This window comes from Hallella colorans, assembly GCF_003096815.1.
GTDB lineage: Bacteria > Bacteroidota > Bacteroidia > Bacteroidales > Bacteroidaceae > Prevotella > Prevotella colorans.
Window position 1 is genome coordinate 210,907 of sequence record NZ_QENY01000001.1, and the last position, 18,723, is coordinate 229,629.

13 protein-coding genes are annotated in these 18,723 nt (G+C 41.5%); 9 read left to right on the plus strand and 4 right to left on the minus strand.

Translation table 11 applies throughout. The features are described 5' to 3' along the window. Window positions 1–48 precede the first annotated feature (48 nt). From C7379_RS00975 to C7379_RS01010, 8 genes are all read left to right on the plus strand, one after another. Window positions 49–4,797, plus strand: a complete 4,749-nt coding sequence (locus tag C7379_RS00975) for a DUF2958 domain-containing protein (protein WP_116615581.1) — start codon at window positions 49–51, stop codon at window positions 4,795–4,797. 247 nt (window positions 4,798–5,044) lie between these two features. Next, window positions 5,045–5,263, plus strand: a complete 219-nt coding sequence (locus C7379_RS00980) for a helix-turn-helix domain-containing protein (RefSeq protein WP_023057853.1) — start codon at window positions 5,045–5,047, stop codon at window positions 5,261–5,263. 40 nt (window positions 5,264–5,303) lie between these two features. Continuing rightward, window positions 5,304–8,147: a type I restriction endonuclease subunit R gene (locus tag C7379_RS00985; RefSeq protein WP_116615582.1), complete on the plus strand. Its 2,844-nt coding sequence runs from the start codon at window positions 5,304–5,306 to the stop codon at window positions 8,145–8,147. Between the two features lies 1 nt (window position 8,148). Further along, the gene (locus C7379_RS00990) at window positions 8,149–8,787 is read left to right on the plus strand and encodes a hypothetical protein (RefSeq protein WP_116615583.1); all 639 of its coding nucleotides are present in this window, start codon (window positions 8,149–8,151) and stop codon (window positions 8,785–8,787) included. Between the two features lie 4 nt (window positions 8,788–8,791). Then, complete coding sequence (locus C7379_RS00995) at window positions 8,792–10,348, plus strand: type I restriction-modification system subunit M (protein WP_116615584.1); 1,557 nt, start codon at window positions 8,792–8,794, stop codon at window positions 10,346–10,348. Between the two features lie 18 nt (window positions 10,349–10,366). Continuing rightward, window positions 10,367–12,475, plus strand: a complete 2,109-nt coding sequence (locus C7379_RS01000) for a DUF262 domain-containing protein (RefSeq protein ID WP_116615585.1) — start codon at window positions 10,367–10,369, stop codon at window positions 12,473–12,475. A 6-nt stretch (window positions 12,476–12,481) separates the two neighbouring features. Next, the gene (locus C7379_RS01005; RefSeq protein ID WP_116615586.1) at window positions 12,482–13,927 is read left to right on the plus strand and encodes an RNA-binding domain-containing protein; all 1,446 of its coding nucleotides are present in this window, start codon (window positions 12,482–12,484) and stop codon (window positions 13,925–13,927) included. A gap of 145 nt (window positions 13,928–14,072) precedes the next feature. Then, complete coding sequence (locus C7379_RS01010; RefSeq protein WP_116615587.1) at window positions 14,073–15,245, plus strand: restriction endonuclease subunit S; 1,173 nt, start codon at window positions 14,073–14,075, stop codon at window positions 15,243–15,245. On the opposite strand, the gene C7379_RS01015 is transcribed toward C7379_RS01010, so the two are convergent. Then, window positions 15,238–16,410 (minus strand): restriction endonuclease subunit S, encoded by a 1,173-nt coding sequence (locus C7379_RS01015; protein WP_116615588.1) that lies wholly within the window; start codon window positions 16,408–16,410, stop codon window positions 15,238–15,240. The two genes, C7379_RS01010 and C7379_RS01015, sit on opposite strands and share 8 nt — an antisense overlap. Before the next feature lie 65 nt (window positions 16,411–16,475). Between C7379_RS01015 and C7379_RS01020 the strand changes: the two genes are divergently transcribed. Then, a complete protein-coding gene (locus C7379_RS01020) occupies window positions 16,476–17,402 on the plus strand; it encodes a tyrosine-type recombinase/integrase (protein ID WP_116615589.1) in 927 nt (308 codons plus the stop codon). Window positions 17,403–17,409: 7 nt separating this feature from the next. Here C7379_RS01020 and C7379_RS01025 read toward each other — a convergent pair whose 3' ends face one another. The 3 genes from C7379_RS01025 to C7379_RS01035 all read right to left on the minus strand — a co-directional run. Further along, the gene (locus C7379_RS01025; protein WP_116615590.1) at window positions 17,410–17,838 is read right to left on the minus strand and encodes a plasmid mobilization protein; all 429 of its coding nucleotides are present in this window, start codon (window positions 17,836–17,838) and stop codon (window positions 17,410–17,412) included. Between the two features lie 364 nt (window positions 17,839–18,202). After that, entirely contained in the window at window positions 18,203–18,514 is a 312-nt protein-coding gene (locus C7379_RS01030; RefSeq protein ID WP_116615591.1) for a helix-turn-helix domain-containing protein, read from the minus strand. A 20-nt stretch (window positions 18,515–18,534) separates the two neighbouring features. Beyond that, window positions 18,535–18,723 (minus strand): helix-turn-helix domain-containing protein (locus C7379_RS01035; protein WP_133241853.1); only part of this gene is annotated, 189 nt, incomplete at its 5' end.

The following is an 18,723-nucleotide window of genomic DNA, read 5'->3' on the forward strand; positions in this document are numbered from 1 at the left end:
TACTTTTATCTTCCGACCTTTTTCCTCCTTAATTAAAAAGAAAACACTATGGCATACAATAAGAAAAACGTCCTTGAAGCCAACACAGAAGCCATCCGTGTTGTGCTTCGCTTGGAAAAAGAACGCCGCGAAGCCACAGAAGCAGAAAAAGGCATATTGCGTGGCTACCAGGGCTTCGGTGGCTTGAAATGCGTGCTGAATCGATGTGACAGTCCCGATGACCTCCGCTATTGGAGCCAATCGGAGCAACAACTTTTCGAGCCTACCCAAAGGCTCAAACAGATGATTTACCGTGATGCCGTCGATGCCAATACCGCCAAGCGGTACTGGGAGAGCATCAAGGCAAGCGTACTGACCTCCTTCTATACCGATACCCGTATCGTTGCCGCCATTTCCGATGCGCTTACTTCTGTAGATGTACCCATACGTCGCTGCTTGGACCCTTCGGCAGGCATGGGAGCCTTTACCGAGACTTTTGCTAAAAGGACTGGTATGGTCGATGCAATGGAAAAAGATTTGCTCACTGCCCGTATCTCACAAGCCATTCATCCTTATGGGCAAGGCAATATCATTGTCCGCCAAGAACCCTTTGAAGCCATCGGGGAGTTGAAAGATAAGGACAAGTACGACCTTGTAACAAGTAATATTCCTTTCGGGGATTTCATGGTCTATGACCGTGAGTACAGCAAGGGCAAGGATGTTCTTAAGAGGGAATCCACACGAGCCATCCACAATTACTTCTTTGTAAAGGGATTGGACTGCATCAAGGAAGGCGGACTTCTTGCGTTTATTACCTCGCAAGGTGTATTGGACAGTCCCCGCAATGAAGCCATCCGCCGTTATCTTATGCAGAACAGCCGCCTTATCTCCGCTCTCCGACTGCCATCAGGTATGTTTTCAGACAATGCGGGAACGGACGTAGGCAGTGACCTCATCGTCCTGCAGAAGCAGACAGGTAAAGAAATCAGCGAGGGGATTGAACAGCAGTTTATAGAAACTCTTTCCGTTCCCAAAGAAGAAGGCTCTTCTGTCGTCTTCAAGCACAACTCACTTTTTGCAGGAGATTGGAAAGACATTGCCCACCGTATCATCGCCACGGAGCGCACGATGGGTACAGACCCCTACGGCAAGCCTGCATGGGAGTATCGGTTCGATGGCAGCATTGATGATATGGCGGAGAGTATCAGGACACAGCTCTCCTTGGAAGTTGAGCAACGCTTTGACCGCAAACTCTATGAAACAGGCATACCTATGACGGAGGAGGAACGGCAGAAAGAAGCCGAGAAGCAACTGCATAAGTTAGGGATAACGGTTGATTTGCCCAAAGAGGACCCAAAAACGGACAAGGAGGCAGATAACGCCTATAATCTGATGCCCGACAGCATCAGAAAGCGACTACCTAAACTGTACAGCACAGAGAAAGGATTGATAGGCGATAAGGTCGCCTATGCACGCTATTTCTTCCCGATGGGAGCTTACACGGCTTATCTTTTGGAGTACGACCCTAAAACTCGCATTGGTTTCGGTGTCGTAACAATGGGCTACGACTGGGAGTTGGGCAATATGTCGCTTGACGAGATGGAGGAAGTGAAGATTCATGGGCTGGGCATCGAGCGCGACCTGTACTTTACACCCAAGAAACTGCACGAGATAGCCGAATTAGAGGAGATTGTCAGAGGACAATATACAAAGGAACCGGATATCGAGGAAATCAAGGAAAAGGCTGCACCCGAAGTTCAGACTCCGACAATGGAGAATAGTCTTTCTACGGAAAATGCCAAAGAGGAAGTCCAAGTTGAAAAGGTAAGTGAGCAAGTGGATAAAACGGGCGATGAGCAGACAGTACAGATACAAGAGGCAGGCTCTACTATTGAAGAATCAGTCCCAGAGGGCGTACCCGTGCTTAGTCTTCACCGCCAATATGAGCAGGAAGTGAAAGAAATCCGCACCGATGTGGAAGCCCCACGGGAGATGAACGGGCAGACTGTCTATTTCGATGATGACCACCACCCAGTGATGGACGGCTTGGACGAGCGACAGGAAACGGAGCAGCCTTCACTATTCGCTCCGGAGGAATACAATCTCTGGACGCAGGAAGTAAAGCGCGTGAACGGCGAGATTAAGGAAGCCCCTAAACCACAGATACAGGCTTCCAAAGAACAGAGGGTGACGGGAAATAAAGGAAGAAACGAGAATAAGGAGAAACAGCCAACAACTGCAGCGCAGCACAGAACCAAGGGTAGAAGCAGCAAGAAGACTTCCTCTCAGTCATATCGTGAACCGTCTCTCTTTGATTTCATGAATGAAGCCGAAGAGCGCAAAGCACAACCGATAGCGGAGGTGAAAAAGGAGTTCGATTCCTCACCCCGTCCCTTTCTCTCATCACCCGACTCGCATTTGAGGGATGGCTCCATTGTCGTGCAGAAAGGTCAGGTGGGGTTTCTTTCTGACTTAAAGCGACATCCAACCTTTAATCCGATGGACTTGCCGTATGCCCAGCTTTCCCGACTAAAAAGCTATATCGAGATACGGGAGTGCTACCATCGTCTCTATGACTACGAGGCAGAGAACCATGCAGAAGATAGGGAAGATCGAAGCAGGCTCAACCACCTATATGATGACTATGTTGCACGCTGGGGCTACTTTAACCAGAAGGCGAACACCGACATCATCAAGATGGATGCTACAGGTGTGGAAATGCTGTTCTTGGAACGCTCCGAAAACGGCAAGTACATCAAGGCGGACATCTTCGACCATCCTACGGCATTTTCTACCACGGAACTGACCGTTGCCGCAGACCCAATGGAGGCACTGGGTGCATCGCTCAACAAGTACGGCACGGTGGAACTTGATTACATGAGTTCCCTTTTACCTGATATGGAGGAAAGTGACATCATTTCTTCCTTAGAAGGTCGCATCTATTACAATCCCGAAGAGAATGCCTACGAGGTGGCGGACAAGTTCATTTCGGGCAATGTAATAGAAAAGGCGGAGCGTATCGAGTCATGGCTATTGGACCATCCCGACCACGAAGAAGCAAAGCAGAGCCTTGCTGCCCTGCGCGCAGCCACGCCAACCCCCATTCCATTTGCAGACCTTGACTTCAATCTCGGTGAACGCTGGATACCTGCTAAAGTCTATGGCAGGTTTGCCTCAGAGTTCTTCGAGACAGATATTAACGTATCCTACCATTCCAACATGGACGAGTACAGCATTGTCTGCGACCAAAAGAATGCCAATATCTGGCACAAGTATGCCGTACAGGGTGAGTTCCGCCGCTATGACGGCATCAATCTTCTGAAGCATGCCCTGCACAATACCATTCCCGACATCAACAAGAGCAAGGAGGTGATGGACAAGGTTACGGGAGAGACCAAGACCATTAAAGTAAGGGACGGACATGCCATTCAGATGGCAAATGCCAAGATTGAGGAAATCAGGCAGGGCTTTGTTGATTGGCTCGGACGTACACCTGACACGTTCAAGCAGCAACTCTCCGATAGGTACAACCGCCTTTTCAACTGTTTTGTGCGACCCAACTTTGACGGTACGCACCAGACCTTTCCCGACCTTGACCTCAGACGATTGGGCATTGCCGACCTCTACAAGAGTCAGAAGGATGCCGTATGGATGCTCAAGACCAATGGTGGCGGCATCTGCGACCACGAGGTGGGAGCGGGAAAGACACTCATCATGTGTACAGCTGCCTACGAGATGAAGCGATTGGGACTGGCAAACAAGCCGATGATTATCGGACTGAAGGCAAATGTATTCGATATTGCCGATACCTTCCGCAAGGCTTATCCCAATGCAAGGATTCTCTATCCGGGCAAGAACGATTTTAATAAGCAGAACAGACAACGTATCTTCAATGACATCAAAAACAACGACTGGGATTGTATCATACTCACGCACGAGCAGTTCGGCATGATACCGCAAGCCTTGGAGATACAAGAGGCTATCCTGCAGAAGGAGAAGGACTCTGTGGAGGAAAACCTTGAAGTCCTGCGTATGCAAGGAGCGGAGATTTCCCGTGGGATGCTCAAAGGCTTGGAGAAGCGCAAACAGACGCTGGAAGCGAAGTTGCAGAACATACAGGACAGCATCGCAGAGCGCAAAGACGATGCTGTGGATTTCAAGATGATGGGTATCGACCATTTGTTCGTGGATGAGAGCCACCAATTTAAGAACCTGATGTTCAACACACGCCATGACCGTGTGTCGGGTTTGGGCAATCCTGATGGTTCTCAGCGTGCCTTAAACATGCTCTTTGCCATCCGCACCATACAGGAGCGTTCGGGCAAGGATTTGGGAGCCACTTTCCTTTCGGGAACGACCATTTCAAATAGTCTGACGGAGTTGTATCTTCTGTTCAAGTATCTTCGTCCGCAGGCTTTGGAGAAGCAGGGTATCAACAGCTTTGACGCATGGGCAGCCGTTTTTGCCAAGAAATCGACTGACTACGAGTTCTCCATCACAAACGACATCATTCAGAAAGAGCGGTTTAGGACATTCATCAAGGTGCCGGAGCTCGCCTCGTTCTATGCGGAGATTTGCGATTTTCGCACGGCAAAGGACATCGGTATCGACCGTCCCGAGAAAAACGAGATACTGCACAACATACCACCCACGCCAGAGCAGGAAGAATTCATCGGCAAACTGATGGAGTTCGCCAAGACGGGCGATGCCACTCTCTTAGGACGTGCGCCACTCAGTGAGAGTGAGGAAAAGGCAAAGATGCTCATTGCAACTGACTACGCCCGCAAAAGATTCAAGAAATCTGTATCTTTCAGATAACCAATAAAATAAGAATGAATAAAGGGTAAAAGGGTTACGAGTTGGAAACGAGCGAGTTTCTTTCCTGCTCTTTATTCTGCATTGCCTCAAAGAACACTTAACCTTATATAATGCAAAGATAATCGTTTTTCGATGAAATACAATTCCAAAACAAGAATTTTATACGGAAAAATCAATTACTTTTAAATATGGTTGGAGAAACAACCTTAAAAGTGTATCTTTGTACTTACCTACTCTGCAATATACAATGATAAATCAACAGAAAAAGGCGATAAATAGAATTAAAGCTGTTTTGGCAGAAAAACAATTGTCTGGCAAATGGCTGGCGAATGAAATAGGTCGTACAGAGAATACCGTTTCTCGGTGGTGCTCCAATAAAGTGCAGCCGTCCCTTGAGAACCTTCTTGAAATCGCCAAGGTGCTAAAGGTTGATGTGAGAGAATTACTTAGGTCAACCGAAGAATAACCTTATATGTTAAACAAATAATAACTAAAGAATAATAAATATGCCAGTACAAAGTGAAGCTGCTCTTGAGAACGGACTCATTGCTACTCTTCAGCAAATGAACTATGAATATGTACAGATTGAAGAAGAGAAAAATCTCCGGACAAATTTCAAAAGTCAACTTGAGAAACATAACAGGAAGAGACTGGAAGAGATTGGGCGTACCGAGTTTACCGAAGCCGAATTTGATAAAATCTTGATTTATCTTGAGGGTGGCACACGTTTTGAAAAGGCAAAGAAACTTCGTGACCTCTTTCCACTTGAACTGGATGATGGAGAACGCCTGTGGGTGGAATTCCTGAACCGCACCCACTGGTGTCAGAACGAGTTTCAGGTTTCCCATCAGATTACTGTTGAAGGAAGAAAGAAGTGTCGTTATGACGTGACAATACTTATAAATGGTTTACCTTTGGTTCAGATAGAGCTGAAGCGCAGAGGGGTAGAGCTGAAACAGGCTTACAACCAGATACAACGTTATCATAAGACCTCGTTCCATGGACTGTTTGACTATGTGCAGCTGTTTGTTATCTCCAACGGAGTAAACACGCGTTATTTTGCCAACAATCCGAATAGTGGCTACAAATTCACGTTCAATTGGACAGATGTAGCTAATGTACCTTTCAATGAATTGGAAAAGTTCGCCACCAGCTTCTTTGATAAATGCACGTTAGGCAAGATAATAGGCAAGTATATCGTACTACACGAAGGAGATAAATGCCTAATGGTGTTGCGTCCTTACCAGTTCTATGCCGTTGAGAAGATACTTGACCGTGTAAAAAATTCCAATAGCAATGGCTATATATGGCATACAACTGGTGCCGGCAAAACGCTGACTTCATTTAAGGCTGCCCAGCTTGTAGCCGAATTAGACGATGTGGACAAGGTTATGTTTGTTGTTGACAGGCACGACCTTGACACACAGACGCAGTCCGAATATGAGGCATTTGAGCCTAGTGCTGTTGACAGTACCGATAACACAGATGAACTTGTGAAGCGCCTTCATGGTAATTCCAAAATTATCATCACCACCATCCAGAAGCTCAATGCTGCTGTAAGTAAGCAGTGGTATAGCAGGCAGATTGAAGAAATCCGTCATGCTCGTATCGTGATGATTTTTGATGAGTGTCATCGCAGTCATTTCGGAGATTGCCATAAGAATATCGTCAGGTTTTTCGATAATACACAGATTTTCGGATTTACAGGTACACCTATCTTCGTTGAGAATGCTGTGGATGGTCATACAACAAAGGAAATCTTCGGCAATTGCCTCCACAAGTATCTGATAAAGGATGCTATTGCAGATGAAAATGTACTTGGTTTCCTCGTAGAATATTATCATGGCAATGCCGATGTAGATAATACTAGCCAAAACCGTATGACGGAAATTGCCAAATTTATCCTTAATAATTTCAATAAATCAACATTTGATGGCGAGTTTGACGCTTTGTTTGCCGTGCAGTCTGTGCCAACACTTATTCGATATTATAAAATATTCAAGAGTCTTGATCCCAAAATTAAAATAGGAGCCGTGTTTACATACGCATCTAACAGCAGTCAGGACGACGCCCTTACAGGTATGAATACTGGTAGCTATGTGAGTGAAAGCACGGGCGAAGCAGATGAGTTACAGGCTATTATGGATGACTATAATGACATGTTCGGTACAAGTTTCACTACAGAAAACTTCCGTGCATATTATGATGACATCAATCTTCGCATGAAGAAAAAGAAAACAGACATGAAGCCACTTGACCTTTGTCTGGTAGTCGGCATGTTCTTGACAGGCTTTGACAGCAAGAAACTCAATACACTCTATGTGGATAAGAATATGGACTATCATGGATTATTACAAGCATTCAGTCGTACAAACCGTGTACTGAATGAAAAGAAACGTTTTGGCAAGATTGTTTGCTTCCGTGATTTGAAAAGCAATGTGGATGCTTCTATCAAGCTTTTCAGTAACAGCAATAATCTTGAAGATATTGTCCGTCCGCCTTTTAATGAAGTCAAGAAGAATTATCAGGAACTTACGACAAACTTCTTAGAACAATACCCAACTCCCAGCAGCATAGATTTGTTGCAGAGCGAGAAAGATAAAAAGCTGTTTATCCTTGCATTCCGTGATGTCATTAAGAAACATGCAGAGATTCAGGTTTACGATGAATTTGAAGAAGATGCTGCAGATCTTGGTATGACAGAGCAGCAATTTATGGACTTCCGAAGCAAATACCTTGATATTTACGATACATTTGCCGGTAGCTGTAAGCCTTCAGAAGAAAATCAAACGCCTGACGAAGATACAGAGTCCACGGAAACTTCAACAGGGTCAGGTATTGATGATATTGATTTCTGTTTAGAATTGTTGCATAGTGATATTATCAATGTAACTTACATACTTGAACTGATTGCTGATCTTAATCCTTACAGCGCAGATTATAAGGAAAAACGTACGTATATTATTGATACGATGATTAAAGATGCTGAGTTACGTAACAAGGCAAAACTGATTGATGGCTTTATACAGCAGAACGTCGATGATGACCGAGATAACTTTATGGCACGCAAACAGAAGTTTGACGGTACAAGCGACCTTGAAGAACGATTGAACAATTACATCACGACTGAGCGGAACAACGCAGTAGATAAACTTGCAAAAGAAGAGGGTTTGGATGTATCTGTTCTCAATCATTACTTGTCTGAATATGACTACTTGCAAAAGGAACAACCAGAAATTATACAAGAGGCATTGAAAGAAAAGCATTTAGGATTAATAAAAAAACGCAAAACATTGACAAGGATACTTGAACGCTTGAAGTCTATCATACGAACATTCAGTTGGGAATAGAATGATTAAAATAATAGATACATTAGAACTTACGCCTGATGGTGCAAGATTAGGAGGCACCTCAAAAGTTCATCTGCGACAAGGTGAACTTGATGGTGCTTGTGCAGTATATTCTCTAATGATGTATTTGATTATATTGCGCATATTTACATACAAACAGGTGACAGAAGGAAATAATATTAAGCGTTCCACTTCAAAGGGACGTATTATTAGAAATTTTCTTGAAAGGCAAGATGGACTTATCAGAAAAGGGCTTGGTTTTGCCGATGATATAAAAGACGGACTGCAATTTGCTGCAAAAAGTATTGTCGATTGCAATTATATTGCAAGCCGACAAGAAACAATAGAAACGTTAAAAAGATGCATTGATGACAACAAACCGTTAATGATAGGGGTTGATTATAATAAAGTTGACGGACACGCTTTGTTAGCAATAGGATATGAAACCCGAAATGACAAAATAAAAAAAATCTTTTGTTTAGACCCAGGAAGTGACATTACCCCAGTTTCTTATTGGAATGCTGTCATTTCTATTGATGAACATTCAAATACGAAATACCGTGATTCATATTTCACGGCAAATGGAAACGTCAATAAAGTTACATTGGCTGATGCCATAAAAATCGAAAAAAAGAAATAACAATATGAGCGAAGAATTACAACAGAAACTCCGTGACCAGCTTTGGGAAGTCGCAAATAAATTGCGTGGCAATATGTCGGCAAGCGACTTTATGTACTTCACATTAGGCTTTATCTTTTATAAATATCTGTCAGAGAAGATTGAAAAACATGCCAATGACGCCTTAGTGGATGATGATGTAACCTTCAAAGAATTATGGACAATGGAAAAAGATACCGATATAGAAGAGCTACAAGAGAGCGTAAAGACCGAATGTATCGAAAACATTGGCTATTTCATAGAACCCAGCTTCTTGTTCTCATCCGTTATTGAGAGTATTAAAAAGAAAGAAAATATTCTGCCGATACTTGAGCGTTCTTTGAAGCGTATAGAGGACAGCACGCTTGGGCAAGATAGCGAAGAGGACTTTGGCGGTTTGTTCTCAGACATAGACCTCGCTTCGCCCAAATTAGGCAAGACTGCAGACGATAAAAACACATTAGTAAGCAACGTGCTTCTTGCCCTTGATGATATAGACTTTGGTGTGGAGGCCTCACAAGAGATTGACATTCTTGGCGATGCCTATGAGTATATGATTAGCCAGTTTGCCGCCGGTGCAGGAAAAAAAGCCGGTGAGTTTTACACTCCGCAGGAAGTAAGCCGTATCTTGGCTGAAATTGTAACCCTCGGCCATGCACGCCTTCGCAATGTTTATGATCCAACCTGTGGTAGTGGCTCTTTGCTGCTCCGTGCAGCAGGTATAGGGCATGCTAATGAGATATTCGGACAGGAGAAGAATCCCACGACCTACAATCTTGCCCGCATGAATATGCTCCTTCATGGCATCAAATTCAGCAACTTCCGTATTGAGAATGGCGACACACTCGAAGCTGATGCTTTTGGTGACACTCAGTTTGATGCCGTTGTTGCCAACCCTCCGTTCTCTGCAGAGTGGAGTGCTGCTGATAAGTTCAACAATGATGACCGTTTCAGCAAGGCAGGACGGCTTGCTCCACGCAAGACAGCTGATTATGCGTTCATACTCCACATGCTTTATCACTTAAACGAGGGTGGAACTATGGCTTGCGTTGCTCCTCATGGTGTTCTCTTCCGTGGAAATGCTGAGGGAGTAATCCGCCGCTTCCTCATTGAGAAGAAAAACTATGTGGATGCTATCATCGGTCTGCCTGCCAACATCTTCTATGGAACAAGCATCCCTACCTGTATTCTGGTGTTTAAGAAATGCCGTAAGGAAGACGACAGTATTCTCTTCATTGATGCCAGCAAGGATTTTGAGAAGATAAAGACACAGAACAAGCTGCGCCCACAGCATATTCAGAAGATTGTTGAGAGCTACCGTGATCGCAAGGAGATTGAGAAATACAGCCACCTTGCCACCTTGGAGGAGATAGCCGAAAACGATTACAACCTCAACATTCCTCGTTACGTTGATACTTTCGAGGAGGAAGAACCTATTGACATTCATGCCGTGATGAAGGAAATCAAGGATCTGGAAGCCAAGCGTGCCGACCTTGACAAGGAAATTGAAGGGTATCTGAAAGAGTTAGGATTGGTTGAATAAAAACGAAAGGAACTAAGTATGAAAGGCTATGCAAAACCGTTATATGAATTTATAGAAGGCAATAAAATCCAATTTGTAATTCCTGTCTATCAGCGCAATTACGATTGGTTGATAGACAATTGCGACCAGCTGTTTAACGACTTGGTAAAGCTAAGTCGCTTAAACAGACATTCTCATTTCTTTGGTTCTATCGTCACATCGTCTGCCGATAATAATAGCTACAATAGGTTGGTAATAGATGGCCAACAACGTTTGACCACCATTTCACTTCTTCTTTTGGCTGGAATAAAGGCAGTGAAAGATGACGCTATAAAAATAAGTGATAAGAAGAGAATTGAAGAAGCTTATGAGGTTTTCTTGAATGCTAAGTTCTGTAACGCCGAACGTAAAATTAAATTAGTCCCTATTGAGAATGACCGAATTGCCTACGACAAGATTTTTAATGATGAGGACTCTTTTAATGAAGACTCTAAGATTACTCGCAATTATCGTCATTTCTATGAGAAGTTAACGAGAAGACCACAATTATTGTCATTTGACCAATTGCTTGATGCCATCGAACGCTTGCAAATCATTTCAATAGAATTGGACCAAGATGATGATGCACAGCTCATTTTTGAAAGTCTTAACTCTACTGGATTGGCTCTTACAGAGGCAGACAAGATACGCAATTATCTTCTAATGTCCTTGACACCAGAAGAACAACTGGAGTGTTTCAAGAACTATTGGCAAAAGATAGAACTTGCAACAGAAAGCCAACCAACAAGATTTTTGCGCGATTATCTCACCATCAAGCAACAGCTACAACGCCCTGTTCGTTTGTCTAATATTTATTACGAATGGAAGAAGTACATGGAAGGGCATGACCGTAAAGAAGAATTGATTGAAATGTTGGACTATGCACATTACTATCAGCAAGTGGTGGAGGCAAAACTCTTCACCGCCAAACTTTCTGAGAAAATGCGTCATATCTGCAATATCGAAACAGACGTGGCCAATGTATTCTTCATTCAATTTTTGAAGTATGCCTCTACCTATGAACTTTCGGAAGAAGAAGTGTACAAAGTGATTGACTTGGTGGAAAACTATTTGGCAAGACGTATTGTATGCAATATGCCCGGCAATGCACTTACGCAAGTGTTCTGTGCTTTGCATAAGGATGTACTGAAAAGTCTTGAAGAATATGCTTCTGCTAATATTGAACTTGATTATTCTTATTCAGATATATTGACTTTTCACATTATGCGTCGTGATGGCAACTATCAGTTGCCAAGAGATGTACAGTTTGTGGAATCAATAAAGAACCGAGATGCCTATCACATGCTTAAGCCGTTCCAAATTTTCCTCTTTGAAAGGTTGGAGAATTCTGTGCATGGTGAATACAATGACGTAGCTATTGACATGAAAAAGAAGGATGCCACTATTGAACATATTATGCCGCAAACACTCAGTGGAGAGTGGAAAGCAATGCTTGGTGATAATTTTGAAGAGATACAAGAGAAATACCTTCACACATTTGCCAACCTGACATTGACAGGCATCAATAGCGAACTTAGCAACAAGCCTTTTGCTATAAAGCGTGATGGCAAGTCAATCGGAAATGAAATATATCCAGGTTACAGAAATTCCAAGTATCGCTTGACTAAAAATGTCACTTTGTGCGAGAAGTGGACTGAAACTGAGTTGCAAAATCGCAGCAATGAAATTGTGGCAATATTTTTGCGTCTCTATCCATTGCCACAAACCACATTCAAGCCATTGCCTAAGCCTGTTGATGAAGTGTCTCTGGAAGAGGAATCTTTCACTCCGACAAACAGGCAGCTAAAAGGCTTCCGTCTTTTTGGCAACGAATATACCGAGACAACATGGAAGGAAATGCTATTACGAGTAGTTAAGATGGTTGAACAACAATATACAGACATTGTAGATACACTCTATGATGCTGAAGGCTTCTTTTGGTCAGCCCAACAAGCTGATACAAGATATTGCACACAGATTGCTCCACAAAAATACTTGTGGACATCTATGGACAACAGAAGCAAGCTCCGCTGTTTACGATTCCTTTTTGAAAAGTGTGACATTGCCGAGTCTGAATTAGTAATGTTGCTTGAACCTATAAGAGAATAAAGTCATATGGAATATATAGATTTCAAGAAATTGATTGATGCTCTGACAGCCAAGCCAAAAGAAACAGAGTGGTTAGAGTTTAAACACAATTTTCATTCTAAAGAAGAGATAGGGAAAAGAATCTCAGCCTTGTCGAATAGTTCCTATTTGTGTAATATGCCATTTGGCTATATTGTATTCGGTGTTGATGATAAAAGTCATGATGTTGTTGGCACCGACTTGTACGGCAAACAAATAATGGTTGGCAACGAAGAACTTGAATCTTGGCTATCAACTCGCTTGAATCCTCGTATAGACTTCGAGATTATTGACGATTTCAATTATGAGGATAAAGGTCATGTCTGTATCTTCAAAATTCCAGCAACAATCAATCGCCCTGTAAGTTTCCTACATGAAGCATACGTTAGAGTCGGCACAATAACACGCAAGTTGAAGGACTTTCCTGCAAAGGAGGCTAAGATTTGGAAAGGCGATCGTAAATCTTTGGAAAAGATTGTCTTGAAAAAAGGATTATCTGGTCAAGACGTTTTCTCCTACCTTAGTGCAGAAACTTATTTTGACATGATGCACTTACCTCTTCCACAAGATACAAATGGTATTTTGGATAGGTTTTTAGCTGAAAATTTGATAACGAAAGATGAGATTGGCTACAGTATTACTGAACTTGGGGCCATTCTGTTTGCCAAGCACCTATCTGATTTCGATGGTCTGAAGCGAAAAATGGTTAGAGTCATTGTCTATAAAGGCAAAAATAAGATTGAGACCATTCGTGAACAGACTTTCGATAAAGGCTATGCCATAGGCTTTGAAGAAATGGTTGCATGGATAAACAGCCAGCTGCCTGCCAATGAGGAGATAGGCATGGCTTTAAGAAAGGATGCCCGTATGTACCCGGAAATATCCATTCGAGAATTGGCGGCAAACATGATTATTCATCAAGATTTTGCTGTACAGGGCTTTCCGATGATTGAAATCTATTCTGATCGTATTGAATTTTCCAACCCAGGGCAACCCCTTATCAGTGTGGAGCGTTTCATAGATGAATATCAGTCAAGAAACGATACTCTTGCAGACATCATGCGCAGAATGGGCATTTGTGAGGAAAAAGGTAGTGGTATGGATAAGACCATATTCTATGTGGAACTGTATCAGTTACCACCAGTACGTTTCCAGCTCTATGAAAGCCGAACCACTGCAACGGTATTCTCTTATCGGAAATTTGCAGATTTGGATAAGTCCGAGAGAGTGAGGGCTTGTTATCAACACGCCTGTCTAAAATATGTCTCCAATGAAAAGATGAACAATCAATCTCTTCGCACACGCCTGGGCATAGAGGATAAGAATTATCCAATGGCATCAAGGATAATCAAGGATGCTTTGGAAGCGAAACTGATAAAAGAGGAAAAAGCAGAGGGAGGTAATAGGCATAACTATATCCCATATTGGGCATAGGCCATGTAACTACCATGTAACTGAAGGTTCAAATAAGTGCCAAATATAGCCCCAAACCCTCATACAATGGGGTATGGAGCATATACCGACCATGTAACTGGCATGTAACTGAGATATGATTTGCAACTAAAATTAAGGATTCAAAATGACAACAATGATAGATAACGAACAAAAGACACTTAATGTCCCAAATCTGAGATTCCCTGAATTTGAGGGGGAGTGGGAGGAATGTAGGTTGGGAGAGATTGGAAAGCTGTATAAAGGGGTTGGTATTTCAAAAGATCAATTATCAGATAATGGTGAACCATGTATCTTATATGGAGAGCTTTATACCAAATATAAATCTGAAGTTATAAATGAAGTTATAAGTAAAACAAATATAAGCGATAAAAAATTGGTAAGAAGTAATGCTAATGATGTTATTATTCCCTGTTCAGGAGAGACTGCAGAAGATATTGCAACGGCTCGTTGTGTGTTGAATGATAATGTTCTTTTAGGAGGAGATTTAAATATTATACGCTTGCATAAGGACAATGGTTTATTTATGAGTTACCAGTTAAATGGTAAGCGTAAATACGATATAGCAAGAGTTTCGCAAGGTGTTTCAGTAGTACATCTTTATGGTGAACACTTAAAAGGAATAAAAACTTATTGTCCGAATTTAGATGAACAGAATAAAATTGCAACATTCTTATCCCTTCTTGACGAGCGTATCGCTACCCAAAACAAAATCATTGAGGAATTAAAGAAACTAAAGGTCTGCGTTAGAAGGCTAATATTCAGAACCCTTAATTGTTCATGGTTTTTATTATCGGAACTTGAAGCAAGTGGCGATATATGTCTTAAACGAGGCAATATTATTCCCAAGCACGAACATACAGATATATTTTGTTATCCAGTGTATTCTTCATCTGTACAAAACGGAGGTTTAATGGGATATAACAATACCTATATGTTCAATACCGAACTTGTAACTTGGTCTATAGACGGTGGCGGAAATTTCTTTTATCGGCACAAACATAAGTTCAATGTAACAAATGTCAGCGGTTATATGCAATTAAATGAAGCAAAATATAACTATCGCTTTGTCTCCGAGATATTGTTATGGCAACATTCGTTTATGGTATTTGACTATCAAACAAAAGCACATCCAAGTGTCATAAGATCCATATATAAGTTACCAGATGTATCTCTTGCTGAGCAAGAACTAATAGCAAACATATTTAGATTGCTTGATGTTAAACTTCAGAATGAAATGACAATTCTGAAACAATATCAACAACAAAAGCAATATCTTCTCTGTCAAATGTTTATATAAACATTTGACGGAGAAGGTATTGGCGTAATTTTTTATATAGATTTAAATGCTCAAGTTCGTTTTGTGAACAATTTTTTAGTCTTTGAATTTTCTGATAGAAAAAAGTTTGTTCTGATGATGATGGTATTCTTATTTTATATGACAAGAAATCTTCAGGCGAAACAGACATTCTTTCATATACTGTGCCTTGCTCAAACTTTCGTATTTTTTCTATAAAATTACGATTGGTAAGATATAGCTCAATAAATCCAATATTGACTTTTTTTGAAACCTCAAAAGTTACATATATTGGTGAAAATATTAAATCACCATATATATTTCTACAAATAACCCCGAACTTTAAGTTGGCTGGATTATAACAAATATCATCAAGATGAGTAATTTTATATTTCTTATTTTCTTCTTTTACAAGGAAATCTCTATTCCAACGTTCTGTTTTTGGGAAAAGTCCATCTTTTGAAAGTGTTCCATGAACAAACGTTCCATCTTTGCAACAATATTCATTTCTTTCTTTGAGGATATCTCCTAATCTTATACTTTTCATTTCTTGACTATGCGATAACTTCAAAAAATAGTTGTTACATATTCCTTTAATTAAAGATTCTAACTTGTCAATGATTTTGTTTTGGGTTGCGATGCGCTCGTCTATTAAAGATAGAAACTTTCCTATTTTTCCTTGTTCTGATAATGAGGCAAAGTTTAGTTTTACCTTACTTAATCCTTCTTGTCCAATATTAAAATGTTGTGCACCAGCTCCCATTGGAATTATTTTTCGTCGGGAGCAAGGGCTTGATAAAAGATATCTAAAGAATAAAGGATTATATTCTCCTTTCTTTTTTCCACGAATAACAAAACCACCAAATATAGCAGGGCGTTCGTCCATATAAACATTTGCTCTACCTACATCGTCCAATGTCTCTGAACTACGTTGAAATAAGATATCGCCTTTCTCTACTGAGAAGTTTAATTTCTCTTCTTCCGTAGCTTCAACTGTTGCCTTAATACAATCATAAGTAATAAAAATGTTGTTCAATATATCCATTACAGAAATAAATTTAGTTCCTTTACCAAATTTATTTGCTTTAGGATTCAAACCATTTTTAAATTCAAGGATATCAGATAGGAAACATTCCTCCCACTCTTCCTCAAATTCTTTGAATCTGATATTTGGGACATAAGTTAATACTTTTCTCTAATTATTATGTACCTTTTCTAGATTAAGGATTAAATATGAAAGCAAAAACAATTAGAGAAATTGCGTTGGCTTGGAAAAGTGAAAAGCAACGCTACGTTAAGCAGTCCACCTATGCTGCTTATGTGTTGATTTTAGAGAACCATATACTGTCATCGTTTGGTGATTGTGAAGTTCTTAGTGAGAAACTTGTACAAGAGTTTGTGTTGCAAAAACTCAATGCCGGGCTCTGCATTAAAACGGTGAAAGACATGCTCATCGTATTGAGAATGGTGATGAAGTTTGGAGTGAAGAACGGTTGGATGAACTATTGCGAGTGGGACATCAAGTACCCAACCACAGAGGGCAACAGAGAAATAGAAGTGCTGACGGTGGCACAACACAAAAAGATACTCGATTTCATCAGGCAGAACTTCACATTCCGCAACCTTGGCATCTATATCAGTCTGACCACAGGCCTGCGCATCGGTGAGATATGCGGTTTGAAGTGGTCGGACATCAACACAGACACTGGCACAATCACCGTAAGCCGTACTATCGAGCGTATCTACATCGTAGAAGGTGAGCACAAACACACGGAGCTGGTTATAAACACACCAAAGACTAAGAATTCTTGCCGTGAGATACCGATGAACAAAGAACTATTGGCTATGGTGAAACCACTGAAAAAAGTAGTAAATGTTAATTTTTATGTGCTGACCAACGAAGAAAAGCCTACTGAGCCACGAACCTATCGAAACTATTATCATCGGTTAATGAAGCATTTGGACATTCCCTGGCTGAAATATCATGGGCTGCGCCACAGTTTCGCCACACGCTGCATTGAAAGCAACTGTGACTATAAGACGGTTAGTGTGTTGCTCGGGCATGCGAACATCACTACAACTCTCAACCTCTATGTCCATCCCAATATGGAACAGAAGAAGCGTTGTATTACGCAGATGCTTAAATACCTCAGGAAGTAATGCTGTTCTACATTTTTTTGCGATAGTCAACTGTCAAACTCACCGTCTGCTCTTGCAAGACGGTGAGTTCTTTTGTCAGCAGGATAAGTTCCTGTAACAATGCTTTTACACTTTTCTCAGTTGTATAAAGGTGCATCAGACGTACTACTTGATTATAGTTTGTCCCAATCCTATGTACTTGGGCTGTGAGTTCGGAGAGCTTGCGATAATACTCCACGGCGGACTTATCTACTGTGATTACTTTGAAACTCTCCCCGAGTATTCGGGCACGCACAAAATCGGATTTACTTACTGCGCCCGATTTGTTGTATAGGTCAATGGCACGCAGTTGGTCTTTCACATCGGGCATACGGGTGTCCCACCGGTCCCAATGGGGAACTTCTACTATGTTTCGGTGTCCGTAACAATTCTCATTGGCTATTTCTAATTTTGGCATAATCTTAATTGTTTTGTTTGTTGTCTAATCACGACTTTGGAGTGATTTAATCCCCTTTCGGGGCAAGGGCTTTTTGTGGGACAAACGGTAGTTTGTGGTACAAAGACACACCTTGCCAGTATAAAGAAAGAGATAGTTTGTTATGTTCCATAAAGTAACTTTTCTGGGGTGCTTTTGATAGACGAGAGTTCAAAGTTCAAGAAGTAAATCAAGAGATAAGTTTAGACTAATTTCTTGACTTACTGACTTTATGAGCTGACATATTTTTGACTAAAGTTAATTTTAACTTAGGTCGAAACTAATTTCTTGACCAAAGTCACAACTGACCATTTGACTTAAGTCGCGACTGATTTCTTAACTTAACTCATAACTTACCTGTTTGCGGTATTGGATTATAATGCCTTTCAAGCATTGTCTGTATGTCGCTCTGCTTGTAAAGTATCTTCCCTCCTATTTTGTAGAAAGGAAGCGTTCCTAAGTTTCTGTACTCTTGGAGCGTACGTGTGCTGAGCCGTAATTGCCTGCAAACCTCCTCGCCAGTGAGGTAAACCTCTCCGCCTAACATCGGACGGGCTGTAGAACAATAACGCTCCAGTTTCTTCAAAGTACCCTCCATCAACTGTGCAAACATCTGCATTTGAGGGTCTTGCTGTGTAATGATTTCTTTCTCTTCCATAGTTCATTCATTGTTTGAGTTCATTCATTGTTTGCATTCAGTAACTCTGCGATGTCGCTCTCTTTGTAATAACACTTGTGTCCAATCATTGAGAAAGGGATTTTTCCCGTATCTCGATAGGATTGCAGGGTGCGTTTGCTGATGCCGAGCCTGCGGCATACGGCTTCATTGTCGAGCCATTCGTCCGTTTCGGGCGGATTGCCGATAAG

Coding starts and splice junctions, on each gene's coding strand:
- C7379_RS00975 (WP_116615581.1), top strand. CDS start 49: ATGGCATACAATAAGAAAAACGTCCTTGAAGCCAACACAGAAGCCATC.
- C7379_RS00980 (WP_023057853.1), top strand. CDS start 5,045: ATGATAAATCAACAGAAAAAGGCGATAAATAGAATTAAAGCTGTTTTG.
- C7379_RS00985 (WP_116615582.1), top strand. CDS start 5,304: ATGCCAGTACAAAGTGAAGCTGCTCTTGAGAACGGACTCATTGCTACT.
- C7379_RS00990 (WP_116615583.1), top strand. CDS start 8,149: ATGATTAAAATAATAGATACATTAGAACTTACGCCTGATGGTGCAAGA.
- C7379_RS00995 (WP_116615584.1), top strand. CDS start 8,792: ATGAGCGAAGAATTACAACAGAAACTCCGTGACCAGCTTTGGGAAGTC.
- C7379_RS01000 (WP_116615585.1), top strand. CDS start 10,367: ATGAAAGGCTATGCAAAACCGTTATATGAATTTATAGAAGGCAATAAA.
- C7379_RS01005 (WP_116615586.1), top strand. CDS start 12,482: ATGGAATATATAGATTTCAAGAAATTGATTGATGCTCTGACAGCCAAG.
- C7379_RS01010 (WP_116615587.1), top strand. CDS start 14,073: ATGACAACAATGATAGATAACGAACAAAAGACACTTAATGTCCCAAAT.
- C7379_RS01020 (WP_116615589.1), top strand. CDS start 16,476: ATGAAAGCAAAAACAATTAGAGAAATTGCGTTGGCTTGGAAAAGTGAA.
- C7379_RS01025 (WP_116615590.1), bottom strand. CDS start 17,838: ATGCCAAAATTAGAAATAGCCAATGAGAATTGTTACGGACACCGAAAC.
- C7379_RS01030 (WP_116615591.1), bottom strand. CDS start 18,514: ATGGAAGAGAAAGAAATCATTACACAGCAAGACCCTCAAATGCAGATG.